This window comes from Poseidonibacter ostreae (genome assembly GCF_009208075.1).
GTDB lineage: Bacteria > Campylobacterota > Campylobacteria > Campylobacterales > Arcobacteraceae > Poseidonibacter > Poseidonibacter ostreae.
This window is the reverse complement of sequence record NZ_WFKJ01000010.1, coordinates 43,468-69,803: the sequence shown is the minus strand read 5'-3', so window position 1 is coordinate 69,803 and position 26,336 is coordinate 43,468. Positions and strand designations below refer to the sequence as shown.

General features: G+C 28.8%; 29 protein-coding genes and 1 pseudogene. 18 read left to right on the top strand and 12 right to left on the bottom strand.

All coding sequences use genetic code 11. From position 1 onward, the window contains the following. The 10 genes from GBG18_RS15305 to GBG18_RS05105 all read left to right on the top strand — a co-directional run. On the top strand, window positions 1-513 hold a 513-nt coding region (locus tag GBG18_RS15305), incomplete at its 5' end, for a hypothetical protein (protein ID WP_193311075.1). Window positions 514-719: 206 nt separating this feature from the next. Next, window positions 720-1,220: a FixH family protein gene (locus GBG18_RS05145; protein WP_152189007.1), complete on the top strand. Its 501-nt coding sequence runs from the start codon at window positions 720-722 to the stop codon at window positions 1,218-1,220. Next, on the top strand, window positions 1,217-2,587 hold the full coding sequence (locus GBG18_RS05140; RefSeq protein ID WP_152189005.1) for a TolC family protein: 1,371 nt from the start codon (window positions 1,217-1,219) through the stop codon (window positions 2,585-2,587). Before GBG18_RS05145 ends, GBG18_RS05140 begins: the two co-directional genes overlap by 4 nt. Next, window positions 2,584-4,320: an efflux RND transporter periplasmic adaptor subunit gene (locus GBG18_RS05135; protein WP_152189003.1), complete on the top strand. Its 1,737-nt coding sequence runs from the start codon at window positions 2,584-2,586 to the stop codon at window positions 4,318-4,320. The genes GBG18_RS05140 and GBG18_RS05135 overlap by 4 nt, the downstream gene beginning before the upstream one ends. An 18-nt stretch (window positions 4,321-4,338) precedes the next feature. Next, window positions 4,339-7,491, top strand: coding sequence for an efflux RND transporter permease subunit (locus GBG18_RS05130; protein WP_152189001.1), 3,153 nt, complete (start codon window positions 4,339-4,341; stop codon window positions 7,489-7,491). Window positions 7,492-7,628: 137 nt separating this feature from the next. Continuing rightward, a complete protein-coding gene (locus GBG18_RS05125) occupies window positions 7,629-7,829 on the top strand; it encodes an SHOCT domain-containing protein (protein ID WP_152189000.1) in 201 nt (66 codons plus the stop codon). Window positions 7,830-7,861: 32 nt separating this feature from the next. Beyond that, window positions 7,862-8,050 carry a DUF2933 domain-containing protein gene (locus tag GBG18_RS05120; RefSeq protein WP_152188998.1) on the top strand — a complete coding sequence of 63 codons (189 nt, stop codon included), beginning with the start codon at window positions 7,862-7,864 and terminating at the stop codon, window positions 8,048-8,050. Continuing rightward, window positions 8,043-10,406, top strand: a complete 2,364-nt coding sequence (locus GBG18_RS05115; protein WP_152188996.1) for a heavy metal translocating P-type ATPase — start codon at window positions 8,043-8,045, stop codon at window positions 10,404-10,406. The genes GBG18_RS05120 and GBG18_RS05115 overlap by 8 nt, the downstream gene beginning before the upstream one ends. A 10-nt stretch (window positions 10,407-10,416) precedes the next feature. After that, entirely contained in the window at window positions 10,417-10,647 is a 231-nt protein-coding gene (locus GBG18_RS05110) for a hypothetical protein (RefSeq protein WP_152188994.1), read from the top strand. 50 nt (window positions 10,648-10,697) lie between these two features. Further along, window positions 10,698-11,267 carry an amino acid permease gene (locus tag GBG18_RS05105; RefSeq protein ID WP_152188992.1) on the top strand — a complete coding sequence of 190 codons (570 nt, stop codon included), beginning with the start codon at window positions 10,698-10,700 and terminating at the stop codon, window positions 11,265-11,267. 91 nt (window positions 11,268-11,358) lie between these two features. Here GBG18_RS05105 and GBG18_RS05100 read toward each other — a convergent pair whose 3' ends face one another. The 5 genes from GBG18_RS05100 to GBG18_RS05080 form a co-directional block, all read right to left on the bottom strand. Then, a complete protein-coding gene (locus GBG18_RS05100) occupies window positions 11,359-11,958 on the bottom strand; it encodes a hypothetical protein (protein WP_152188990.1) in 600 nt (199 codons plus the stop codon). 9 nt (window positions 11,959-11,967) lie between these two features. Beyond that, window positions 11,968-12,762, bottom strand: a complete 795-nt coding sequence (locus tag GBG18_RS05095) for an SAM-dependent methyltransferase (protein WP_152188988.1) — start codon at window positions 12,760-12,762, stop codon at window positions 11,968-11,970. Window positions 12,763-13,022: 260 nt separating this feature from the next. Next, window positions 13,023-14,117 (bottom strand): restriction endonuclease subunit S, encoded by a 1,095-nt coding sequence (locus tag GBG18_RS05090; RefSeq protein ID WP_193311074.1) that lies wholly within the window; start codon window positions 14,115-14,117, stop codon window positions 13,023-13,025. Beyond that, the gene (locus GBG18_RS05085; RefSeq protein ID WP_152188984.1) at window positions 14,101-16,062 is read right to left on the bottom strand and encodes an HsdM family class I SAM-dependent methyltransferase; all 1,962 of its coding nucleotides are present in this window, start codon (window positions 16,060-16,062) and stop codon (window positions 14,101-14,103) included. The genes GBG18_RS05090 and GBG18_RS05085 overlap by 17 nt, the downstream gene beginning before the upstream one ends. Window positions 16,063-16,073: 11 nt before the next feature. Next, window positions 16,074-16,292, bottom strand: a complete 219-nt coding sequence (locus tag GBG18_RS05080) for a DUF6471 domain-containing protein (protein ID WP_152188982.1) — start codon at window positions 16,290-16,292, stop codon at window positions 16,074-16,076. A gap of 247 nt (window positions 16,293-16,539) precedes the next feature. On the opposite strand from GBG18_RS05080, the gene GBG18_RS05075 reads away from it, so the two are divergent. Beyond that, window positions 16,540-17,565 carry an IS1595 family transposase gene (locus GBG18_RS05075; protein WP_152188980.1) on the top strand — a complete coding sequence of 342 codons (1,026 nt, stop codon included), beginning with the start codon at window positions 16,540-16,542 and terminating at the stop codon, window positions 17,563-17,565. Here GBG18_RS05075 and GBG18_RS05070 read toward each other — a convergent pair. Next, entirely contained in the window at window positions 17,562-17,987 is a 426-nt protein-coding gene (locus GBG18_RS05070) for a hypothetical protein (protein ID WP_152188979.1), read from the bottom strand. The genes GBG18_RS05075 and GBG18_RS05070 overlap by 4 nt on opposite strands. A 99-nt stretch (window positions 17,988-18,086) precedes the next feature. Here GBG18_RS05070 and GBG18_RS05065 point away from each other — a divergent pair, with 99 nt between their 5' ends. Then, a complete protein-coding gene (locus GBG18_RS05065; RefSeq protein ID WP_152188977.1) occupies window positions 18,087-18,830 on the top strand; it encodes an amino acid permease in 744 nt (247 codons plus the stop codon). Between the two features lie 407 nt (window positions 18,831-19,237). Here the strand turns inward: GBG18_RS05065 and GBG18_RS15740 are convergent, their stop codons facing one another. The 3 genes and pseudogenes from GBG18_RS15740 to GBG18_RS15805 form a co-directional block, all read right to left on the bottom strand. Beyond that, entirely contained in the window at window positions 19,238-19,543 is a 306-nt protein-coding gene (locus GBG18_RS15740) for a transposase (RefSeq protein WP_152189012.1), read from the bottom strand. Then, on the bottom strand, window positions 19,507-20,070 hold the full coding sequence (locus GBG18_RS05055; protein WP_152188975.1) for an IS256 family transposase: 564 nt from the start codon (window positions 20,068-20,070) through the stop codon (window positions 19,507-19,509). Before GBG18_RS05055 ends, GBG18_RS15740 begins: the two co-directional genes overlap by 37 nt. Before the next feature lie 120 nt (window positions 20,071-20,190). Then, window positions 20,191-20,265 (bottom strand): annotated as a pseudogene (locus tag GBG18_RS15805) (IS1/IS1595 family N-terminal zinc-binding domain-containing protein); the annotation flags it as partial. A gap of 121 nt (window positions 20,266-20,386) precedes the next feature. Here GBG18_RS15805 and GBG18_RS15735 point away from each other — a divergent pair. Both GBG18_RS15735 and GBG18_RS05045 read left to right on the top strand, forming a co-directional pair. Next, a complete protein-coding gene (locus GBG18_RS15735) occupies window positions 20,387-20,683 on the top strand; it encodes a hypothetical protein (protein WP_152189010.1) in 297 nt (98 codons plus the stop codon). A 34-nt stretch (window positions 20,684-20,717) separates the two neighbouring features. Then, window positions 20,718-20,948, top strand: a complete 231-nt coding sequence (locus tag GBG18_RS05045) for a hypothetical protein (RefSeq protein WP_226896406.1) — start codon at window positions 20,718-20,720, stop codon at window positions 20,946-20,948. Here GBG18_RS05045 and GBG18_RS05040 read toward each other — a convergent pair. The 3 genes from GBG18_RS05040 to GBG18_RS05030 all read right to left on the bottom strand — a co-directional run bounded on the left by GBG18_RS05040 (window position 20,913) and on the right by GBG18_RS05030 (window position 23,971). After that, window positions 20,913-21,989, bottom strand: a complete 1,077-nt coding sequence (locus GBG18_RS05040) for a sensor histidine kinase (protein WP_193311073.1) — start codon at window positions 21,987-21,989, stop codon at window positions 20,913-20,915. The two genes, GBG18_RS05045 and GBG18_RS05040, sit on opposite strands and share 36 nt — an antisense overlap. A 58-nt stretch (window positions 21,990-22,047) precedes the next feature. Further along, entirely contained in the window at window positions 22,048-22,707 is a 660-nt protein-coding gene (locus tag GBG18_RS05035) for a response regulator transcription factor (protein ID WP_152188972.1), read from the bottom strand. A 73-nt stretch (window positions 22,708-22,780) separates the two neighbouring features. Further along, window positions 22,781-23,971, bottom strand: coding sequence for an OprD family outer membrane porin (locus tag GBG18_RS05030; protein WP_152188971.1), 1,191 nt, complete (start codon window positions 23,969-23,971; stop codon window positions 22,781-22,783). Window positions 23,972-24,134: 163 nt separating this feature from the next. Between GBG18_RS05030 and GBG18_RS05025 the strand changes: the two genes are divergently transcribed. The 4 genes from GBG18_RS05025 to GBG18_RS05010 all read left to right on the top strand — a co-directional run bounded on the left by GBG18_RS05025 (window position 24,135) and on the right by GBG18_RS05010 (window position 26,301). Then, window positions 24,135-24,788: a response regulator transcription factor gene (locus tag GBG18_RS05025; protein WP_152188969.1), complete on the top strand. Its 654-nt coding sequence runs from the start codon at window positions 24,135-24,137 to the stop codon at window positions 24,786-24,788. A 202-nt stretch (window positions 24,789-24,990) separates the two neighbouring features. Next, window positions 24,991-25,191, top strand: a complete 201-nt coding sequence (locus GBG18_RS05020; protein WP_226896405.1) for an SHOCT domain-containing protein — start codon at window positions 24,991-24,993, stop codon at window positions 25,189-25,191. 9 nt (window positions 25,192-25,200) lie between these two features. Then, window positions 25,201-25,629, top strand: a complete 429-nt coding sequence (locus tag GBG18_RS05015; protein ID WP_152188967.1) for a DUF411 domain-containing protein — start codon at window positions 25,201-25,203, stop codon at window positions 25,627-25,629. A gap of 12 nt (window positions 25,630-25,641) precedes the next feature. Continuing rightward, window positions 25,642-26,301 carry a response regulator transcription factor gene (locus GBG18_RS05010; RefSeq protein WP_152188965.1) on the top strand — a complete coding sequence of 220 codons (660 nt, stop codon included), beginning with the start codon at window positions 25,642-25,644 and terminating at the stop codon, window positions 26,299-26,301. Window positions 26,302-26,336: the final 35 nt, after the last annotated feature.

Sequence of the window (26,336 nt, the reverse complement as noted above, 5' to 3'; positions counted from 1 at the left end):
TACTTATTTTCTTCAGTTATAAAGTATTTTTTCATTGGTGTAGTCATTTTCACTTCAATCATATTTTCGATATCTATATTTAGTTTATTCATTGGCATTTTTATTAAACTAACAAAATCAAATATTAGTGTAGATACAAATAATCAAAGGGATATTTCTTATACTACTGTATATAAAGATAAAGATGGGAATTTAATTACTAATAATGATACAACATCAGTTAATTTTAAACATATTGACCCTGAATATTGCATGGTAGAGTGGTATGAAACATATACAAGTGTTACTACTGATAATAATGTAAGAGGTGTAACTGCTTCTGGTCTTACTCAAACAAAGAAAAGTGAATCAAGGCTTTGTACAGGTGAGTACAACAATATATGTCCTGTACTTAATAGTGAAACAATAAAATATGATTGTGGGAATCTTGATAAATCAATCAATCAAGGTATAGCTGCACTTAATACAATGGAAAAAGTTGTTAAAGATATGATTTGTAATATTACAAATTAATATTTTTAAATACTTACATTCTTTAGCATTAAATATTTTTCATGTGTTATACACTTGCTTCTATAGTTTTATTTTATTTGTCTGAAGAAATTCAGTCATAGCTTATACCTATAGTAACTTAGATAGAAAAAATTAATCTTTATCTACACGTTCATTCCATAAAAAGAAATTATAATCCATCTGTATTAAAATATGAAGGAAAAATTATGAATAGAATGTTAAAAGTAGTGATAGGATTAAGTCTAGTCGCAAGTAGTTCATTATATGCAAGTGGAGATCATACAGGTGATCATATGCATGAAGGTAAAATGACAAATCATATGAAAGATATGGATCATGAAACAATGAACATAAACCATAAAAAATCTAATATGTCAAATAGTAGTCTGAATCTTTATCATCATACAATAGTTGTAGACGGTTATCAAACTACTATAAGTTCAATTAAACCATTAAAAGACGGTAAAAATGATATGACAATCTCAATATTAAAAAATAAGAAAGATATAAAAAATGCAATAGTAAATATTAAGTTCTCTATGCCTTCAATGCCTGGTATGGAATTTACCGAAAATGCAGGAATAAAAGGAAATAAATATAATACAAATATCAACTTTAGTATGCATGGAGAATGGGCATATGAATTAATATTTAAAACGAGTGATGGTTTAATTCATAAAACAAAAAATAGTGTACATATAAAATGATTTATAGATCATTATTAGTAACATCTTTACTAATCTCATCAAGTTTTTCACTCGAACTTGATAAATTGGATATTACTAATCAAAATAAATTAACACTTGAGCAAGTAGTAAATCTATCTTTAATTAATGATTCGTGGATAATAGGGAATAAGTATGCACAAGAAGCAATTGAATCCAATAGCATATCTATTGCTTCTTATGCCGATCCAAAAATTACAATTGGCGCTTTAAATTTACCAACAGATGGGTTTGATTTTAACCAAGAAGGTATGACTCAATTAAAAATAGGTGTTTCTCAAATGTTTCCAAGAGGTGATAGTTTAGAAATAAAACAAGAACAACTCAAATTAAAAGCAAGTCAATTTCCATATCAAAGAGAAGACAGAAAGAGTAAATTAACAGCAAAAATATCTCAGTTATGGCTAAATGCATACAAAGCACAAGAAAGTATTTCTTTAATTAAGAATAATCTCTTTCTTTTTGAACGATTAATTGATGTAGCAGAATCAAGTTATAGTACAACAATAGGAAGATCTAAACAACAAGATATTATAAGAGCACAATTAGAGTTAACTAAATTAGATGATAAGATAACTGTGTTAAAACAAAATAAAGATGAATTTTTATCTAAGATATCTGAATGGCTTTATACTTTCTCGGACGGAGAGAATGTATTCAAATATTCTAATTTAACTTTACCAAAAGAACTTCCAAATATTAAAATGATTAACAAAGCAACGTTAAACAGTAATATAAATTCACAAACTTTAATTACTATATTTTCGGAACATCCTTCAATTAAGAATATTGATCAAAAAATAAAATCTGTTTCGAAAGGGGTTCTTTTATCTAAAGAAAAATACAAACCTCAATTTGGTGTTAATACTAGTTATGGATATAGAGGTGATGATTTAATGGGGAAAAGTAGATCAGACTTACTCTCAATAGGAGTTTCATTTGATATCCCAATCTTTACAAAAAATAAACAGGATAAAGAACTTCAGACTGCTATATTAAATTTAAAATCTGTAAAGACAGAAAAGTTTACACAACTTAGAAAACATGTAGCTTCTTTTGAAAATACAAAAGTAAATTTATTGAGATTAAAAGATAGATATTCAATTTATAAAAATAAATTAATTCCACAAATAAATGAAGAGGTTGAAGCTACATTAACAGCGTATACAAACGATGAAGGTGACTTTGCAGATGTTGTAAGGTCAAGAATAACACAATTAAATGCAAAAATAGATATGCTAAATATTAATGTAGAAATACAAAAAAATATCATTAACTATAACTATTTATTTGCAACAAATGCTGAAGAAATAATTAATACAGTAGGTAAAGAAGGAAGTAATTTATGAAAATTAGCTCTTTAATAATAGGAATTGTTTTAGGTGGAGGATTTACTTATATTGGATTAACTTCTTTAGAAAAGAATACTAATCAAAGTCCTACAAATAAAAGTGAAACTGTTGAGAAAAAGCCACTTTATTGGGTTGCCCCTATGGATGCAAACTACAAAAGAGACAAGCCTGGAAAATCTCCTATGGGAATGGATTTAATTCCGTTCTATGAAAATACTAGTGGAGGACCAGATGAAGGTCCAGGAACAGTAAAAATTTCACCCATTGTAGTAAATAATTTAGGAGTAAGAACAGGTTTAGTTGATAATAGAACTCTTCATACACAAGTAAATACTGTGGGCTATGTTAATTATGATGAAGATCAATTAATACATATTCATCCTAGAGTAAGCGGATGGATTGAAAAACTCTACGTAAAAGCATCTGGGGATACTGTTAAGAAGGGACAAGCAATTTATGAAATCTATTCTCCCAAAATGGTTAATGCACAAGAAGAATTTTTATTAGCTCTTAAAAGAAAGAATCCTCGTCTTGTAAATGCATCAAAAAATAGATTAAGAGCATTACAAATACCAAACTCTGTAATTAAGCAATTAGAAAGAACTAGAAAAGCAAGACAAACTATTACTTTCTATTCTCCTAAAGATGGAGTTGTTGATAACCTTAAAATACGTCAAGGTTTTTTTGTACAACCAGGTACAACTATAATGTCAATTGGAACGTTAAAACAAGTTTGGGTTAATGCAGAAATATTTGAAAGACAAGCCTCTGAAATAAAAATTGGTTTACCCGTTGATATGACATTAGATTATTTACCAGGTAAAGAGTGGAAAGGAACGGTTGATTATATTTACCCTACTCTTGATATTAAAACACGTACGATAAAAGTTAGATTAAAATTTGAGAATAAAGATGAGTTATTAAAACCAGGAATGTTTGCTCAAGTTGCAATACATGGACAAAATGAAAAAAGTGTTCTTGTTGTACCAAAAGAAGCAGTGATTCGTACAGGAAATTCAAATAGACTTGTATTAGCACTAGGGGAAGGTAGTTTTAAATCAGTAAATGTAAAAATTGGTAAATTCAGCGACAAGTACGCTGAAGTTTTATCTGGAGTTGAAGAAGGTGAACGTGTTGTTACCTCTGCACAATTTTTATTAGATTCAGAATCAAGTAAAACTTCCGATTTTAAGCGTATGTCAGCTCTTGAAGATAATGATTCTATGTCAAATATGGAATCAATGAATCATGATAAGCAAATAAAAGAATGGACCAAAGCCACAATAGTTAATATCATGCCAGAAGATAATACTTTAAAAGTAACTCATAGTGAAATTCCTAATTGGGAATGGCCATCTATGACTATGAACTTTGAAGTATCAGATAAATTAGATTTTTCAAAGTTCAAAAAAGATATGTCAATGGATATTGAGATTACTAAAACTGAAGATAATAAATATATTATTACTGATGTAAAGATATCTGGAAAATTACCAAAAGAATGGGCAAAAGCTACAATAGTTAATATCATGCCAGAAGATAATGCTTTAAAAGTAACTCATAGTGAAATTCCTAATTGGGAATGGCCATCTATGACTATGAACTTTGAAGTATCAGATAAATTAGATTTTTCAAAGTTCAAAAAAGATATGTCAATGGATATTGAGATTACTAAAACTGAAGATAATAAATATATTATTACTGATGTAAAAATGTCAATGAAACATTAGTGAAGAAAGAGAATAATTATGATTAAATCTATAATTTATTGGTCCGTTAAAAACCGTTTTTTCGTTTTGTTAGCAACAATTATGCTAGTAGGTGCTGGACTTTTTTCAGTTAAAAATACTGCAGTAGATGCATTACCTGATCTATCAGATGTTCAAGTAATTATTAAAACGAGTTATCCAGGACAAGCTCCTCAAGTTGTTGAGGATCAAGTAACATATCCTCTTACTACGGCTATGTTATCAGTTCCTGGTGCAGAAACTGTACGTGGTTACTCATTTTTTGGAGATTCATATGTTTATGTAATTTTCGATGAAAAAACAGATTTATATTGGGCAAGAAGTAGAGTTTTAGAGTATTTAAGTCAAGTAGCCTCCTCGTTACCTGCTAATGCCAAGACTCAACTTGGTCCAGATGCAACTGGTGTAGGTTGGGTTTATTTATATGCACTTGTTGATAAAACTGGTAAACATGATATTAGTCAATTAAGAAGTTTGCAAGATTGGTTTTTAAAATATGAATTACAAACCGTACCCGGAGTATCTGAAGTTTCCGCACTTGGTGGTATGGTTAAGCAGTATCAAGTAAAAATTGATCCAGATAAGTTAAGAGCATTTAATATACCTCTTTCTCTTATTCATACTGCAATTAAACAAGGTAATCAAGAAGTAGGTGCTTCTGTTGTAGAGATGGCAGAAGCAGAATATATGGTAAGAGTTACTGGTTATTTAGAAAATAAAGAAGATATAGGGAATATTCCTTTAGGAATGAATGTAAATGGAACACCCCTTCTTCTAAAAGATATTGCAGAAATTTATGTTGGACCTCAAATGAGAAGAGGTATTGCAGAACTTAATGGTGAAGGTGAAACTGTTGGTGGAATTGTCGTTATGCGATATGGGGAGAATGCACAAAAAACAATTAACCTTGTAAAAGAAAAGATTGAGAACTTAAAAAAAGGTTTACCTGAAGGTGTGGAAGTTGTACCTGTTTATGATAGAAGTAAACTAATTGAGAGTGCGGTTGATAACTTAACATTTAAGTTACTTGAAGAATTTGGTGTTGTTGCACTTGTTTGTATTATCTTCTTATTTCATGTACGTTCATCATTAGTAGCAATAATAAGTTTACCCGTAGGTATCTTAGTTGCATTTATCATAATGTATATGCAAGGACTTAATGCAAATATTATGTCTCTAGGTGGAATTGCAATTGCAATTGGAGCTATGATTGATGGTGCCATTGTAATGATTGAGAATATGCATAAGCATATGGAAAAAACACCTTTAACAAAAGAAAATAGATGGAGAGTAGTTGCTGAATCTGCTAGTGAGGTTGGTCCGGCATTATTCTTTAGTTTATTAATTATTACAGTTAGTTTTATTCCTGTATTTACTCTTGAAGCACAAGAGGGAAGAATGTTTGCACCATTAGCATTCACAAAGACCTATGCAATGGCTGCATCAGCAGCACTTGCAATTACATTAATACCTGTATTAATGGGATATTTTATTAGAGGAAAAGTTTTACCAGAACATAAAAATCCAATTAATAAGATGTTAACTGCTGGGTATATGCCAGTTTTAAAAGCTGTATTAAAATTTCCAAAAATGGTTCTGGCAATTGCAGTAATTATATTAGGTATTGGGTTATGGCCTTTAGACAAAATTGGAAGTGAATTTATTCCACCTTTAGATGAAGGTGATTTAATGTACATGCCAACAACATATCCTGGTATTTCAATTGGTAAAGCAAGAGAATTATTACAGCAAACAGATAAACTAATTAAAACTGTACCAGAAGTTGAAACAGTATTTGGAAAAGTAGGACGAGCAGAGACAGCGACAGATCCAGCACCTCTTACTATGATAGAAACATTTATTCAACTTAAACCAAAAAGTGAATGGAGAGAGGGAACAACAACAGAAAGTTTGAAAAAAGAACTTGATGCTCTTGTAAAACTACCTGGTGTTACAAATGCGTGGGTTATGCCTATTAAAACTCGTATTGATATGTTAGCAACAGGAATTAAGACTCCAATTGGTATTAAGATATCTGGTCCTGATCTTAAAATTATTGAACAAATAGGAAAAGATTTAGAAGTTATAATTAAAGATGTTCCAGGAACTACTTCTGTTTATTCAGAAAGAGTTGCAGGTGGACGATATATTAAAGTTGATATACAAAGAGAAAAAGCAGCGAGATATGGTCTTAATATAGCATATCTTCAAAAAATAGTTTCTACTGCAGTTGGAGGAATGAATGTCTCTCAAACAGTTGAAGGATTAGAAAGATATCCTATTAATTTAAGATACCCTCAGGATTACAGAAATTCTCCTGAACAATTATCTTTATTACCAATAATTACACCAAGTGGACAAAGACTTACTTTAGGAGATGTTTCAAAAGTTTATGTTGAAGATGGACCTCCTGGAATTAAAAGTGAGAACGCAAGACTTAACGGATGGTCATTTATTGATATTGATGGTGTTGATATAGGTAGTTATGTAAAAAATGCACAAGCTACTGTGAATGAGAAACTAGACTTACCAGCAGGATATTCTATTGGATGGTCAGGACAATATGAATATATGGAAAGAGCAAAAGAAAAATTAACATATGTGGTACCATTAACACTTATGATTATAGTTATTTTATTATATATCAATTTCCGTAACTTTATAGAAGTTGCAATGATTATGGGAACATTACCTTTAGCCATGGTTGGTAGTATTTGGTTGATGTACCTTCAAGGCTATAACTTCTCAGTTGCAGTTGCAGTTGGATTTATTGCTCTAGCTGGAGTTTCTGTTGAAATTGGTGTAATTATGTTAGTTTATTTGAACCAAGCATATAATGCAATGATTGAGAAATGTGCTAGTCAAGATGTACTTCCAAGAGAAGAGACACTTAGACATGCCGTTCTTCATGGTGCAGGAATGAGAGTTAGACCTGTTATGATGACAGCTGCTGCTATTATTGCCGGTTTATTACCTATTCTTTATGGTACAGGTACGGGATCAGAGGTTATGGGTAGAATTGCAGCTCCGATGGTAGGAGGTATGCTTAGTTCTGTTATTTTAACATTACTAGTATTACCTGCAATTTATTTTATTTGGAAAAGAAGAGATATTCTTAAACTACAAAAAGAATGTGAACTAGAAATTAAATAGTCCTCCAAATATTCTTTTATAAAAAGCTCCTACGTTGACTTAGGAGCTTTTTTTTAGTTTAATTTTTTTATTATGTTCTCCACGTTCCTTACATTCTAAACCCCTATAATATAAATATAAAATAAAAAGGATTAAAGATGTTAGATTATATGAATTTAGAGGGATTAAGTCACTTTGAAATAATGTTTATATTGTTTACTTTAGTAGTTGTATTATTTACAATTATCTATTTTAAAGATGAAAAGAAGAATGTATCAAATGAAGAGATTCTTAAAGAAAGATTATCTAGAGGAGAAATTTCAATTGAAGAGTATAAAGCTTTAAAAGACGAATTATAAAATACATTTTATTAATACAAAGGAAATAGATCATGAAGAAAATTATTATAGGAACAATTATACTTGTTGGTATTATTTTTTACTTTTCAGATAACGCAATGAATATATTAATTGGATTTTGGCCATTAATATTACTTCTATGTCCAATCATGCACATGTTCATGCATGGTAAACACCATCACCATAACAACAATAATAGTAAAGAGAATACAAATGAATAGAATTGATGTAAAAGATCCTGTATGTGGGATGAATGTTAAAGATACAATGGATTTTAATATGTCTTTTGATGAAAGAGAATATTATTTTTGTAGTCAAAATTGTTTAACTAAGTTTGAAAAAAACCCTTCATCTTATTTAGTAAAAGAAGCTAAACAGCATAATAAGAATACTCATTCTGGACATGAGCATCATCACTTAAATGAAAATAAAACTCATGTAGAAGCGGATAAAGATACAAAATATACTTGTCCTATGCATCCTGAGATTATTACTAACAAACCTGGTGATTGTCCTAAGTGTGGTATGGCATTAGAACCAATGGGTATTGAAAATATAACTGAAGAAAATACTGATGAATTAGATTACATGACAAAAAGATTTTGGATAAGTACTATATTGGCTATCCCTTTATTTATTTTAGCAATGCTTGCTGATTTAACTGAAAATATTTTACCCTCTAGTTTATCAATGTCTACAATTCAATATATTGAATTCTTTCTTGCAACACCTATTGTCCTTTGGGGAGGATGGAATTTTTATGTTAAAGCGTATTCTTCTGTTGTAAATAGAAATTTAAATATGTTTACATTAATTGGACTAGGTGTTAGTGTTGCTTGGATTTTTAGTGTTATTGCTTTATTCTTTCCTATGCTATTCCCTATAGATTTACGTACAGATGAGGGAACGGTACCTGTTTATTTTGAAGCAGCAGGCGTTATTATTACATTAGTTTTATTAGGGCAAGTACTAGAACTTAGAGCAAGATCACGAACAAATGTTGCTATTAAGATGTTACTAAACCTTGTACCATCTAAGGCCATTAGGATTAACAAAGATAATAGTGAAGACTTCATTGATGTTGAAGATATTCAACTTGATGACATTCTTAAAATAAAACCAGGGGAGAAGATACCCGTAGATGGTCATATTACAAAAGGAAAAAGTAATATTGATGAGTCTATGATTACAGGAGAAGCAATTCCTGTAGAGAAAAATATTAATGATAAAGTTATAGGTGCTACAGTAAATGGAACGGGTGTATTTTTTATGAAAGCAACTAAAATTGGTAAAGATACATTAATTTCTCAAATTATCGAAATGGTTGCACAAGCACAGAGAAGTCGTGCACCTATTCAAAAAGTCGCAGATACTGTATCTGGGTATTTTGTACCTGCTGTTATTGGAATATCCATTATTACTTATATCATTTGGTATTTTTTTGGTCCAGAACCTAGTATTGCCTTTGCAATAGTAAATGCAGTTGCTGTATTAATTATTGCATGTCCTTGTGCATTAGGTTTAGCAACACCCATCTCTATTATGGTTGGTACTGGACAAGGGGCATTAGAAGGTGTACTAATAAAAAATGCAGAAGCTTTAGAAATTATGGAAAATATTGATACCGTTGTTGTTGATAAAACGGGTACTTTAACATTAGGTAAACCTCAAATAACTTCTATAGTAAGTTTAAATAACTTTAAAGAAAATGATATTTTAAAATTTGCTGCAACAATTGAACAAAATAGTGAACATCCCTTATCTGATGCTATTATAAAAAAAGCAAAGGAAAATAAGTTAGATATTTTAGAAGTTGATAACTTTGAATACATAACAGGTAAAGGAGTTACAGGTGAAGTTGATTCAAGAGCCATTGCTCTAGGAAATTTAAAGTTAATAGAAGGTTTAAATATTGATTTAATAGATTCAATTAACAAAGCTAATACATTAAGAGAAAATGGAGAAACAGTTATTTTTATTGCTATTGATAATATTTTAGCAGGACTTATCTCTATTTCTGACCCAATTAAAGATTCTAGTAAAGAAGCAATATCAAACTTACATAATCTCGGGATTAATGTTGTAATGTTAACAGGAGATAATAAAATTACTGCAAATGCAGTTGCTCGTAAACTTTCTATAACTCAAGTTTATTCTGATGTTTTACCAGAAGATAAACTATCTGTAATAAAAAGATTACAATCACAAGGAAAAATTGTAGCTATGGCAGGAGATGGAGTAAATGATGCACCAGCATTGGCTGCTGCTAATGTAGGAATTGCAATGGGTACAGGTACTGATATTGCTATTGAAAGTGCTGAGATTACTTTAATAAAAGGTGATTTAAATGGTATATTAAAAGCATATAAATTAAGTAAAGGAACAATGAAAAACATAAGACAAAACTTGTTCTTTGCTTTTATTTATAACACTGCAGGCGTTCCAATTGCAGCGGGAATACTATATCCATTTTTTGGCATATTATTATCACCAATAATTGCAGCAGCAGCAATGAGTTTTAGTTCTGTTTCTGTTATATTAAATGCATTAAGATTAAAGAATCTTAAATTAAAATAAAGCGTATAGAATGAATATTTCAGCAATTACAACGAATGTTAAGGAATCAAATTGTAATTCTAAAAATACAATTAGTTCAAGTACACAAGAAGAAAAAAGTCCAGAATTTGACTTAATGTTAGAAAAGAATGGAAAAGAGTCAATAAGTTTAGAAAATAATATTACGAAGAATAAAATAAGTGAAAATGAAATTATTTTGAATCAAACTTTAGATAATGGAATTAATTTTATCTATTGGTAATTAACTTTTCTACATATTTATACTCATAATTTGGAAATATTAAAAACAGTATGTCTCTTATAGGTGCAGTATCTATGGGGACAGGGGTTATGATAGGAGCAGGAATCCTGGCATTAACAGGACAAATAGCAGAGCTAGCAGGTTCGCTGTTCCCTCTAGCTTTTTTGGCTGCAGCGATTGTGACAGCCTTTAGTGCGTATTCATATGTTAAACTATCTAATGCCTATCCTTCTGCTGGTGGTATTGGTATGTTTCTTCAAAAAGCTTACGGTAAAGGTACCATAACAGCAGTAGGTGCACTATTAATGTATTTTTCAATGGTAGTTAATGAAAGTCTTGTCGCTCGTACTTTTGGGACTTATATAGTACAAATATTCAATATAGATCCAAGTAGTTGGATTGTGACTGCCTTAAGTATTTCTGTCCTTATTTTTGCTTTTTTATTAAATATATCAGGCAATCGAATGATTGGACTATTTTCATTAGTAATGGCATTTATTAAAATCGGGGGTATTCTTATTTTTGCCATTGGTGGGCTTTGGATTTCTGGTGTATCGTTTGAAAACACAAATATAATTACATCTAATACCTCCGGTACCTCAATTACCGATATTATGTAGCAAGCACACCAGGAATATTGATGTATCACCTTAACAGTAGGGCTTAGAGCCCTATTGTTTTTGTTTTACTTTTTAAAATAATGGTTTATTTTTAACCTAAGGTATTTCTTTCTCTTGGATTTGAATCTATATTGTTAATATTAAGCTTATTTACTAATATCAATTCTCTTTTTAGTTTTTTATAAAGTTCTTCAATGGTTAAAGAACATTGAATTCTTCTTTGTTTTTTAGAATCAACTTTAAAATTAATTTGAAAACTCGTTTTCATAGAGTATTCAGGAAGTATAGACTTATACCATTCTCTTGCTTCTTCATGAAAGCCTTCCTTAAATGATTTTATTTTAGTTGAGAGCATTTCAAGCTCTTTTAGCTCTAATTCACCCTTTAAATTTTGTAGGTCTTTAACTTCAATAAAAATGAAATCAGAAAAGACAACTTCTTTAACTCTTCCCTTCTGTTCATAACCTATTAAAGCTAAGAAAAATCCATCTTGAATTTTAAACATATTCTCAATGGATCCAAAATAAACTCTATTGTTGCTTTTTGAAATATCAAACTTAAATGATTTAACACTTATAGGTGGTATATCCCATTTGTTTGTATAATTTATAGTAACACTATCTAAGTATTTACTAATTCCTTGCTTAACCTGTTCTTCAAATAGAAATCCATGGCTTTGAGATTCAGTCATAAGAATCTCCTAATTAGATCTTTCAAGAGTTGTGATTAACTCATGTTTAGATAAAGATGGATTACCAGCACTATTCTTTGCAAGAATATTTAAATCTTCATATACTGATCTTATTTTTTTAGTTAATAACCTTTTACTTCTTTTTGTTTTAATAAAGTAGTTAGACGATTCGCTATATTCAGCAAATTCTTCAAGAACTTTTCCAGCTAATCCTCCAACACGTCTAATAGCAAAATCAGCATCTTCTTTTGTTGTAAATTCAAATAGTTCAGTTGAAGATTTCGTATAAATAGGCTCTCTTTTTACATCCATTTTTTTCCAAACTTGGAAAACACATGGAACAGAATATTTCTTTCCTTCAAATATAAAGCTATCTAATGGGATATCTTTCTCCATATCTAAATGAAAATCTAAACTTAATTTATTAGTTAAACTTGCTTTCTTAAATGTTTTTGGAACAACAAAAGCTATATAATCAGAAAATTCAGCAGATTTATTAAAGAATTTTATAGCTAAAGATGAATTCTTACCAAACGGTGGATTCCCAATTGTAAAAACATTCTTATGATTAAAAGCATTAATACTTAATCCAAGAAAATCAATCTTCTTCATATATGGTTTTTTTGGATCAATGTCAATAGCCAATGAATTCTTATGAAATAAATCAGAAAAAGATCCTGTTCCAGCACTTGGCTCTAATAAGAAATAATTATCTAATTTATAATTCTTGTTTAACTCATCCATACAACTCTCAGCAATTTTATTATTTGTGTAAAATTGATCTAATTCTTTACTTTTATTCATCTTAAACTCCAGATCCCATGAGGAGCCTAAAAGGATGAAAAAGTTTATTAGAAATGGGATTGTTCTTAGATTTTTAAACTTTTGTAGTGGTTTAGTGTGTAATGAAATTGCCTTTATGAATTTAAATAATTGCTATGTTATATATATAAAAAAATCTATATATAACATAAGGGCTATTTTTGACTGTAAATTTTGAAATTTGTTAGTGTTTTGTATTTGAGTTAAAATAGGGCTTAGAGCCCTATTGTTTTCAGTTTTGATTAATTTTTTGAGTATTTTAAATATTGAGTAAGTTTTCTGTGTATCATGTTTATCATATATTGTTTCATATACCCGTGATCTGGCTTCTCATTCTCATCCATAGGAAGTAGTATTTTTTCTCTTGAAATTCGTGAATCATTAATTTCTCTATTAAAATTATATTTCTCTGAAAATCTATTTGTTAATGTTGATATAAACATGTATTCATATTCACTCATACAATCCTTTTTTAAACCTGTAACATGATCACTTCCTATAAAAGCATAAGGGTGGTAAAAACTGGAACCAACACTTCCACTATTAGCTATTGTTAAACAGTTATTAAATATTCTTACATCTTTATTGTTCCCAATGAAGTTATCTATTCCATTATTAGAACCTGTTGATGAAATATAAGGCATGTTACCATTCTCTTGATTAGACTTAGTAAGTCTTTTTCCTCTTTTAATTACATCAAATATATCAGTTACAAAGTATTCTTTCCATTCTTTATTTTCTAATGGTTCAACTTCTTCATACACCAATTCATCTAATTTTTTTTGAGCATATCTTTTGTATTCTTCTTTTTTTGCATTAATTTTTGATTTCGTATATTCTTCCATATATTTATAATCTGGTTCATCATCCTTATTTACTGGCAAAAGAATTTTTGACTTTACCATTCTTTTAGGTCTCCACTTTCGGGAGTATTGAAAGCAAACTCTTTGTTTCTCAATTGATCCAATTATAAACATAGCCAAATCTTTACTAAGTATATAATTTTTTAAATATAATGGGTTTACATCATGGCTACATGTAAAGTACTGTAATTGATAGTAAGCATAACCAACAGATCCATTATTTGTCACACAGATACAATTACCTTTAAATATTTTTTTATCAATGGTATGATTGTTTCCATTACCTGTCTTACTACTATCATCAATATTTTCTATCGAATAAAATTCCGTAATTCCATTAGAATTGTCAACTGCACCAATAAAAGGAATATTACCATTTTTTTCTAACTTAGGCTTTTTATTATAATATCCACCTTTTATATCAAAGATATCAGTAAAATTAAATTCTTTCCATTTTTTATTCTCTAAATTCATCAGGAATACCTCTCTCATCAAATAGATATTCTCTATCATTCATAATCATTGAGAATTCAAAAGTCAAATAATCTCCAATAGTCTTTTCAAAATCCTCATCTGATGGTACTTCATCGTTAAAATAATAGAAGCTATGTAACCATTCATCCATTGCACTAACAGTTGTTTCTACACAAAATTTAGTTTCAGATTGAAGCCTATTAAACCAAACATCTAATAAGTGCTGTTTTTTATCTTTTGCTTGCTCTGTCTCAATTAGCCCTATATGTGGACTTACTTTATATCCATCATTTCTAAAATCAATAAACTTACAAACTTTGTCTTCGTCATGTGGAATTCCTGCTGTAAATATTGCAATACAAGGCATAGTTCCAACTCCATAGAAAGAATCCTTATTTAATGTTATTACTCCTTCCAAGGTATGCTTTTTTAATATATTATCTTTAACTTCTTTTTCTTCTTTTGTTTTCCCAGTCATTGAAGATTGGGGTATAATTGCAATACATCTTCCTCCTGTTGTTAAAGAATCTAACAAATGATTAACAAAATTTATTTCATATAAGTCAGGGTTAGATTTTGATCCTTGAGAGTACGGAGGGTTAATCATTCCGACAGTTGACTGACTTAATTGTAATTTAGAAGGTATTTGTGCAATGAAATCATCATTAATTAAATTACTTTTACCATCTCCTCTTAAAATCATATTAGTTGTTGCTATTGTAAACATGTATGGCTGTAATTCAAACCCATGTAATTGTTTTTGCTTTATATTTGACTGTTTTTGTTTGTATTTACTCTCAGACATACCATATTCAGCTTTTTCTTCATCAAGTTTTTCTAACATATGATGCATTGAAGCCACTAAGAATCCACCTGTTCCACATGTTGGATCTAAAACAACATCATCATGTTTGATATCCACTAAATCGCAAAAGATATCTGTAATATGCTTTGGTGTTAAAACAATACCTAATGCTTGACCATCTCCACCAGAATATGACATAAACTCCCCATAAAATCTACCTAAAAAATCCTCTGAAGATTTTGTATACTTTATAGTTTTATAAATATTTTTATCTAAGAACTCTACATAGTGTTTTAAGGGTGTCTTCCCAAGCTTCAAGTTCAGTTCATTTAATATCTTAGTATCTTTTATTAAAGCGAACTGATTAAGAATCTTATCTTTTTTTACATCAGGAGAAACATTTGCTCTTGTTAAATTTGAAAGAATTGCATCATATATTTTTTGACCATCTGTTTTTATTTCATCTGCAGTTAAATCATCAATTGAAAAGTTCTTATATTCAGATTCCTTTAAAGCTAAAAGTATTCCAGAAACAATAAGCGGCTTATCTACATCTTTAAGATTTCCATAGTTTCTTAGATCCTCATGTAATCTGGCAGCATCTTTTAATATCTCAGCAGTTTCCTTTTCTTTGTTAGTTGCTTCTTTTAAAACTTCTCTTATGTAGTATTCATCAATATTATCTTTATTAAATGAAATAAAAGACTCAACTTCTGGTAACTCTCTATAATACTCTGTTTCATCAATAAAAATTGGACTTATTTTATGCTTTTTCTCATTTCCAGATATACCAAAAGCTATAACTTTTTTGTATGAAGTATTTTTTGCTAAATGCTTTCCGTAGAATAAAGCTCCATTTAGAGCACAATCTTTAATATCTTTTGTTTCCATACTAATGAGATTATTTATATCCAATTTTACATGTTTAGATAATGATGCCTTATCTTCAATAACAATTAAAATATCTTTGACAACCCCTACAAATTCAGGAAATCCAACTTTACCAGAGCCACTCTTAGATGCACTCTTTAGGGCATTATCAATTTCCAAAATGCTACTACCTTGTGGTTCAAGCTCAATCTCAGCTTCTTTTAATAAATCCCTAACCCAATAATCTGTTACTACTTCTTTTTTTGCCATCTTTCCCTCTCCTAATCTATTTTTATTTCTTCAATATTTAAAACTTTCATACATTGTATGAAAAACACGAAACTAAAAGTTCCCCTACTTATTTTACTGGCTATGCTACTTTGTGTCTCATCTAAACCAATTGCATTTAGCTTTGTAGCTAATTCAGGATATTGTATATTTCTTCTTGTTAATATGCTTTTTAGAATACCTGTTGCTTTTTTATTCCAATCTTCTGACATTTTATATACCTCCAGTAAAGATTTTAATTATTTTATCAAATTAATTCATAATAATCTACAGTAATCATCTCATATTTGACAATTTAATAGTATTTATGACATTAATATAGCAGTTATAAAGCTTTTCTCTCATATATAACAGTTTTCTCTCATGTTTTTTAAAATTTATTAAAATAGTTTTTAGTTAAAGAAACACTAATGTCATATATGCTATAATCATCTCATATATGACATACAAAGGAAAACCATGGCACAACATTTTTTATTATCAAAAGCAGCAAGAAGTTTTAGTTTGGTTGAGATTGCACGTATGACAGAAAAACAAGCTGAAAGCTTTTTTAGAAAAATTAGATGGGATCAAACTAATGGTAAACCAGTTTGTCCATGTTGTGGAAGTATTGGTAAGCATTATTATTTAAATACAAGATCAATATGGAAGTGCAAAGATTGCCATAAACAATTTTCAATCACTTCTGGAACTCTTTTTGCAAGTCATAAATTATCTTTAAGAACTTATGTAATGGCTATTGCTTTATTTGTTAATGAAGTTAAAGGAATGAGTGCTTTAAAACTATCCCGTGAACTTAATATTCAATATAAAACAGCTTTTGTGCTACTTCATAAATTTAGAGAAGCCCTCTTAGAAACAAGAGATGAAACACCAATGGATGGAGTATGTGAGATTGATGGTGCCTATGTTAATCATTATGTTAGACCAGCCAATAATATTAATGATAGAATTGATAGAAGACTAATAGCTAATCAAAACCCAAATAAAAGATGTATTATAGTTGTAAGACAGAGATATAGTGGAGAAGCTGAGTTCATAGGAAGTAAGAGAACTTTAACTTATGTATTACATAATGAAAACACTACTGATATTATGAATATAGCTAATAATAGAATAGTTGAAGGAACAGAACTACATGCAGATGAAGCTAATGCTTATGATTCATTACATGCAAGATATGAAATGAGAAGAGTTAATCATTCAATAGAGTATATGAGTGAAGAAAATGCTTGCTCAAATCAAGCAGAAAGTTTTTTTGCTCGTTTCAGAAGATTTCAACAGGGACAGATTCATAAAATGGGACAATTATATATATCTAACTATGCTAATGAGATAGCATATAGAGAGGATACAAGACGGTTGGATAATCGTTCTATACTTGAAGATATTTCTGTAAAATGTATGAAGACTTTACAATCCAATGAGTGGACAGGTTATTGGCAAGGGAATCATAGAGTTAGTGAGCGGTTAGGAGTAGCTTAAGCTATTTTCCATTTTTTAATTCTTTCACCATCATCTATAGAAGTGATCAAATCGTTTTTATGGAAGTTAGTTCGTAAAATTGGGGACTCTTCAATATTTTTAGTTAAATCTAAATCTTCATAATTTAATTTTTTCTTTTTCATAACCTCTTGAACTATTTCTTTCATTGTCAATGGGCTACTTGATCTTCTTAAAACATCGAGGCACAATCTATTGGCTTCTCCATGCATAAATATATGAGATCTCTTTTTATATCGCTTATCTCTAATGTCATCTAAGTTGAATTCTGGATCAAAAACCTTTATAGCCACATCTAAACTATCAACAACATTTTCCATTTCAAATAGTTTTTCTCTTAAGTATTTAACTTCACCTTTTAACTCAGCTCTCTTACTAATTAATTGACTTAATACATGTTGCATAATATCCTTTACCTCTTATAGTTTATTTAAAGTAAATTATACTATTATATTGGGCTAAAATCCCAAAAAATGGCTCCTAAATGTTGGTGAGTTTGCTACATAATATCGTCAATTACTGGTTTTATAGCAGCTATAGCCTTAGCTATACTAGCTTATAAAGGTTTTACAACAATTTCTAATAGTGGCTCTGAAATTGTAGATCCTCATCGTAATGTCGGACGGGCAATAATTATATCTATTACTATATGTGTGATCATATATTTTTTAGTTGCAATAGCAGTTGCAAACAATTTAAGTATTTCTGAGATTATTTCTGCAAAAGATTATGCATTGGCACAAGCTTCCAAACCAATATTTGGTAATTATGGCTTATGGTTTACTGTTGGATTAGCTATCATTGCGACTATATCTGGTGTTATTGCAAGCGTATTTGCTGTTTCTCGTATCCTAGCAATGTTGACAGAGATGAAACTTGTGCCACATAGTTATTTTGGAATGCCTGGTGATATTCAGAAACATACCTTGGTCTATACTGTTGTCATCGCAATATTTTTCACAATATTTTTTGACTTAAGTCGTATTGCTTCTTTAGGTGCAATATTTTATCTCATTATGGATATTACAATTCACTGGGGAGTCTTTCGTCATCTACGAAAAGAAATTAAAGCTAATGCAATTATTTTATTGACTGCTATTATTCTTGATGTAGTTATACTTACTGTTTTTCTTATAGTAAAAGCAGAACAAGATTTTATTGTTATTTATGCCGCATTATTAGCTATTCTTTTTATTGTAGTAGGTGAAAAAATATTCTTGAAAAACTTTAGAAATGAAATAGAATGATATTATTCTAATCTTTTCAAATAATTGATACTATTTGGGTAGGACTTATCTCAATTTCTTACCCAATTAAAGATGCTACTAAAAGAGTGATAACAAAAAAGCATTCTCTAATAAAAGATTTATAAGCCCAAGGAAAATGTGATATATCATAGGAGATACAGTAACCGACAGTTCCATCATTAAGCGTGTCTAATCTTATAGTGGTACAGATATCTAAAATTACTTTAATAAAAAGACATAAATTATCAAATTTAATATTATATTTATTATAAATGTGACAGATCACTTTATAGACCCTGTAAAATAAACTGTGTAAATCCACCAGTTAAATCTTAATTACTTTGTATATTTTTCCATAATTTCACTGAAAAATATGCAAAGTTGAGGGTAAATCTCACTCCAATTTCTCATTCTAGTTTTTTCCATTTTACTTGAACCTCTTGTGTTGATAGATATAACATTTTAAAAGCTGAATCTATTGTTGGAAATGAGCCTTTTGTTTTAGTTTTTCTTTTTATTGTTGAATTTAATGATTCAATTGGATTTGTTGTATAAATTAATGTTTTTATTGATTGTGGATATTTGAAGAAAGTGGATAACTCATTCCAATTTGAAGTCCAAGATTGTGCAATATGAGGATATTTTTTACCCCATATATCATTAAATTCTGTAAGAGCTAACTGTTCATCTTCTTCTGTATTAGCTGTATAAATTGTTTTTTACCATCTAAAGTTATTCCCAACATAATATAAGCTGCTATATTTTTAACTACTCTATCTACTCTTATTTTAAGTACTGTAGCATCCATAAAGATTATGGGATAAATGGATTCTAAAGGACGGTTCTGCCACTCTTTGGCTTTCTCTATTATTGCACTTGTGATATTTGAAATTGTTTGTTCTGATAGTTCATAACCATACAAATCATCAAGATGATGTTGTATATCTCTTACACTCATTCCTTTTGCATAAAGTGAAAGTATTAAATCTTCACTTCCTTTTAAAAGTCTTTCTCTTTTTGGAACAAGCTTTGGCTCAAAAGAACCATCTCTATCTCTTGGAATTGCAACATCAACTTCACCATATTTGGTTTTTAATGATTTTTTATTTGACCCATTACGATAGTTTGGATTATCTGATTCTTGATGTTTTTCATAGCCTAAGTGAGAAGTGAGTTCTTCTTCACTGGCTGTCTGTAGGGATTCTCTAAGAAGGGATTTAAATTCATCTCTTTGTTTCATTATCCAAGGTATTGATTTATTATATTTGGCTGATAATTGTTTTAGAATTTGGCGTTGTAGAAAGTATTCTTTGAAGATAATTTTTTGTAGTTGTTCTGGTCGTCTTTGATGTTGAAATTTTTTCCTACAATCTTTACATAAATATCTTTGAATTCCTCTTCTTTTACCTATCTTGATAACATTCTTAGAGGAACATTTTGGACAGTTTTTAGAGTTTTTTTATAATCCATTATAGAAATACCTTGGTTTCTTACCAGTATACAGAAGTTTACTAAGGTTTTCAAACCCCCATATTTTTAATTAAGTCAAAAAACAAATTAATATAAGCATTGAGAATCTTGCAAAATTAAGTAACTTAGGTATTAGAACTATAAATAGATTTTTTGCAGGAGAAGATATAAAACTAAGCACAATTGAAAGACTTACCAATTTACTTGGTCTTGATTTTGCAGGGAATGAAGTTATATCTTTAAAACAACTAGAAAAACAAAGAGCAAAGGAAAAAGCAATATTTATGGCTTCACTTGTTCAAAGTACATCCATTTTAGAAGTTCAAGACTTAGAAAAAAATCACTTGATAAAATCATATCAAAGGTTGAGAAAGAATTTTTAGTCGGCAATTATAAAAATAGATTGTGGGTAGCATAATGATTGATAGTACAAAACCAATAGATGATGCTACTCCTCTTGATGATGTATCAGGATTAAAACTTTCAAAATCAAAAAGTTACTCACTTAAAGAAATATATATTAAAGAAGCAGAAAATATTGCAGAAGCTATAATAAAATACTTATCTGCTAGTCCATCAAAAAAAGAAGCTCCATTTACTTATACTTGGCTTTTAGAAGTTAAGAGTAAATACAGTACCTTCTTTTAATCTTGATTTAATTTGTATTTCAATTTTATATTTACTGCAAACTTTACTTACTATATTTAATCCTATACCAAAACCACCCTGCTCTTTTGTAGCTCTATAGTATCTTTTATAAATATCTTTAAGTTTTTCTTCTTCAATACCAATACCTGTATCAGAAATCTTTAATATTCTATTCTTTAAAGATATATCTATTTGTCCACCTACTTTATTATATTTAATAGCATTTGAGATTAGATTGTTAACAACTCGAATAGCATCATCTTTATTGATTACATACTCAAAAGTTTCTAATGATGAATTTATTTTAATTCTCTTCTTTGAAGCTAATGGCTCAAAATATTCTAGTTGTTCTAAAATTAACATATCAAAGGATAAGCTTTCAGTAATACGTTTTTCATCATTATTTTGTAAAAAAATATATGTTAAGTCTTTATATATCTCAGATACTCTTCTAGCACTTAGTCTAACTCTTTCTATTTGTTTTTCACTGAGTTGTGATTTTTCAGTTGACATTAGAATAGCAGAAATTGGAGTATTTAACTCATGAGTTGTATCTCTAATAAAATTATTTAGTTTTTCTCTCTCTTCTTTTATAGGCTTTAAAAAGAGCTTTGCTAAATAAAATCCAGTTAAAGATATAAAAGAATATATAATAAGAAAAAAGAAGAGTATATTTACTTTCATCTCTTTTATTTCATTGAAATATAAATTCTCTTCAATTGCAATATAAAAAACACCTAGATGTCCTAGAGTAGATTTATCTATTAGAATAAAATGCTTTTCATCATGTTGCATGATATCTTTTGAAAAATCTATTTCATCATCAAGGTTTCCAAATATTTTTTCTTTTTTTTCATTGTAAAAAGATATCCGATATTCATTTGTATCTAATATCTTTGTTTTATCAAAAGGAGTATCTGTCATATGTGAGAATATTATTTTTGAAGATATTTTTGAAACAGTATTTTGCATATTTGATTTAGCTAAATCAAAATATAATCTTTTTTCATTTTCAAAATAAAAAAATGCAATCAATAACATTAGTATAAGAGATGAACCTAGATATAGAGTAAGAAACCTTATAAAAGTTCTTTTTTCACTAACCGTTAAATCTATAACCAACCCCTCTAGTATTTAAAATGTATTCTTCCCCTACTATCTTTCGTAGGTTTTTTATATATGTTCGTATTGTAGAAGCAATTGGTGAATCTTCATAAGCCCAAACATTTAGACTCAATTCATCAATACTTACATTTTTATTTTTATTTTTAATTAAATATAGTAAAACATCACACTCTTTTTGTGTAATATGGATATCTTCTTCATCTTTATTTATACAAAGTTTTTTAATATCTAAGGATAAATTTGTTGATAACTCTATATTTGTTGAAGGAGAAATATTGTGTAATCTTTTAATATTATTAATACGTAAATCTAACTCTTTTAATTCAAAAGGTTTTTTAATATAATCATCACATCCTGAATTAAATCCTTCTTCTATATCTTCAAGCATATTTGCTGATGTTATAAAAATAGCTGCAGTTTTAATTTCTTTTGAACGAATATCTTTTAATAAATCAAAGCCTGATAAGTTAGGAACATTAACATCTAAAAGCAGTAAATCAAAAGTTTGTGAGTAAATCTTTTCTTGAGCCTCTTCACCATCAAATACTGAAAGTACTTTGTATCCTTCTTCTTCAAGATGCTCAGTAATGATTTCATTTAAAATTAAATCATCTTCCATTAATAATATTTTCATACAAATCCTTATAATAGGAAATATTATATCATAATATTATTTTATTTATAGGGGCCCCAAAACCCCTATAATATTAGAATGAGTAAATTAATCTTGATCTTAAATCTGTAGCATCTTTAGTATCATTTTCATAATCTAAAATTGAATAATCAATTTGTGCTGTTAAAGCTTTTGTAAATTTATACTCTAAATTTAATGTAGTTTCAGCTAAATCAGCATTTACTGTTGGGTTATCAAAACTTGAATATCTTACTTTAGTTTTTAAATCTCCGAATTTATATCCTGCTCCAACTTGATATGAATCAGTTCCTGCTGCAAAAGCACTTGCTCCTGCTGTTTTTGTAGTAGCTGTATAATGAGCATATGCAGCTTGTCCAAGTCCTCTTACAACATCCCCATCATCATTAGTTGAAGTATATCCTGCAAATAAATCAAGGCCCATAACATTTCCACCAACTTTTAAACCATACATAGAAGAATCTGCTGTTGTAGCTGCATCATAATTAGTATCATAATATTGAGCTGCAACATAAGCAGGTCCAAAATTATATTTTGCATCAACATAAAGAAGTGATGCAATATCTACTGCATCAGCATATTGGAATTGAACATTTAAATTTGAAAGTGAATTGTTTTTGATATAAACTGTTCTTATTCCATCAGTTCCAATCTTCATAAACTCACCTGGTCCACCGTTTGCATCTGTATTTGTAGTAGTAAATGGTGCAGTAGTTGTATAATCCGTTCTTTGTTGATATTTAGTAACAAGACCTGCAACAATTGTTGTATCAGGAATATCAGTGTTAACAAGTAAATATGCTTCAAAAGCTTCTTTAATTAATCTTGAACCAGAACCTGCTAATAAAGGTGTTGATACAAATTGTCTTCCACCTTTAAATGTAGTGTTATCATATGTATATTGTAAATAAGCCTCTGATAAAACTGAACCTTGGGCATCCATACTTGATTTTGTTGCACCAGCAGTATCATCAATTGAAGTAACATGTGATGTTTGGAAAGTAGTACCTAATACAAGACCTTTATATGAGTCAGTTACAAAGTTTAAAGATCCACCGTTTGCCCAAATAGAACTATCATCTTTAGTTACGTCATCAAAAGTTTGTGCGAAATAGTATGATTTAACTGAACCTTTTACTTTTCCATTTGAAAATGCTTCAGATATTGAATCTGCTGCGTATACACTTGAAGTGAACCCTGTGATTGCTATTGCTGTAGCTAAACTTAATTTTGCGATTTTTTTCATTTGTTCTCCTAAAAATTTGAATTCTCTTAAAAAAGAGGCTTATATACAAAATATTGTAAATAGTAAGAGAACTATAGCATTATAGAATGTAGTTAACATGTAGTTTTTATACACATTCCCTCCTTATAGGAAATATATAATAAATGAAAAATGGATTAAAACAATGAAAATCTTATTACTTGAAGATGATCTGATGTTATCAGACATATTAAAAGAATATCTAGAAGTACACTTTTATAGTGTTTTTCAAGTATTTACAGGAAATGAAGCAAATGAAATGTTATACAATCAAAAGTTTGATTTATTATTATTTGATATTAACGTCCCAGAAATAAATGGATTAAATATATTTGAGAAGTTTAAAAATCTTGGATTTACTATACCTATTATATTTATGACAGCATCAACTAACTTTCAAGAATTTGAAAAAGCTTATAGAATAGGTGCAAATGATTTTTTAAGAAAACCTTTTAGACTTGAAGAACTTAAAATTAGAATTGAATATATAGAAAAAAATATTTTAATGTCTTCAACAGAATTATTAAAAATTGATAGTAAAACCAGTTTTCATTTAATAAATATGTACCTTATACAAAATGATAGAATAATTACATTACCAAAAAAAGAAGCCGAAATAATAAAATATTTTCTTCTTAATAAAAACCGAACTATATCTGTTGAAGAGCTAGTAATAAATATATGGGAATATGCAAGTGAGCCTTCTATTGCCACAATCAGAACGTATATAAAGAATATAAGAAAGAAACTAAATAACTTATCAACTATAAAAGGATTAGGATATATTCTTAAAATCTAGTATTCTACATGTTAACTACATGTAAATCTACTATAATTAGGTTAAGTTATTTATTTAACTCTTACAAATTATGTCGAAGTAATTTTCCTAAAATTTCGAAATCTATACTTAAGCGCGAACTTAATTTATTCTTTCACTTCGACATTTTCTCCACATAAAGTCCTCATTAATCTTCTATAATAAAGAAAAAAAAGGATATAAAATGTTTACATATATGAATATGAACATGACTCTATTTCATGGAGTGGCAATGTTTATTTTTTGGTTTATCTTGGTTTATCTAATACTTTCAATCTTTAATGAAAAGAAAGACTCTAGTGCTATTGATATTTTGAAAAAACGTTTTGCTAAAAGTGAAATTACAAAAGAACAATTTGATGAAATGAAAAAATCTCTTATATAGGAACAATTAATGAAAAAAGCAATTTTAATATCAATACTTCTTGCAAGTTCAGTTTTTGCAATGGAAGGTAAAAAAATGACCGTATATAAATCTCCATATTGTGGATGTTGTACAAAATGGATTGACATTATGAAAACAAAAGGTTTTGAAGTAAAAACTATTATGTCAAATAATATGAATGAAATTAAATCAAAAGTTGGTATTTCTAAGAATATGGCTTCTTGTCATACAGCTATTGTAGATGGTTATGTGATTGAAGGGCATGTTGATTACTCGGCTGTAAAAAAAATGCTTACAGAAAAGCCAAATATTATAGGAATTACAGTACCAGGAATGCCAGTAGGAAGTCCTGGAATGGAACAAGGGAATATGAAACAAGCTTATAATGTTTTATCTATTAATAAAAACGGTTCTCTAGCAATTTATGAAAAACATTAGGAGTTAAAACAGATGAAAATATTACTACTTGAAGATGATACTATTTTAAATGAAATTATTGAAGAACACTTATTAGAGTTACATTATGACGTAGTAAGTATAATGAATGGTAGTGAAGCAGAAGAAGTTATCTACGATGAGAATTTCGATCTTCTTTTATTTGATGTAAATGTACCAAATATCAATGGTTTTGATCTTTTAAGAAATCTCAGAAAAAACAATATTAATATTCCAACTATATTTATTACATCAAGAGATACAAGTGATGATGTTAAAACTGGATTTAATGCAGGAGCTGATGACTATATAAAAAAACCTTTTGAATTAAGTGAATTAGTACTTAGAATAGAAAATATAAAAAGGTTACGACAAATAGATAGTTTTGGACAAATACAAATTAGTAATGATGTTTTTTATGATTACAATAGAAAAGTTATCATAAATACAAATGGTGAGTTTAATTTATCAAAAACAGAAGCAAAGCTTTTAGAATATTTTATTAAAAGTAAGAATAAAACTATTTCTATTGAAGAGATTTCTATTAATAATTGGGTTTATGATGAAATGCCAGAAGCCACTACAATTAGAACATATATAAAAAACTTGAGAAAGAAACTTGATAGTGATGCTATTTCTACTTTAAAAGGTATTGGTTATAGGTTTAATCTTTAAGAGAAGGAAGATTATCCTTCCTTCTCTTTTATATA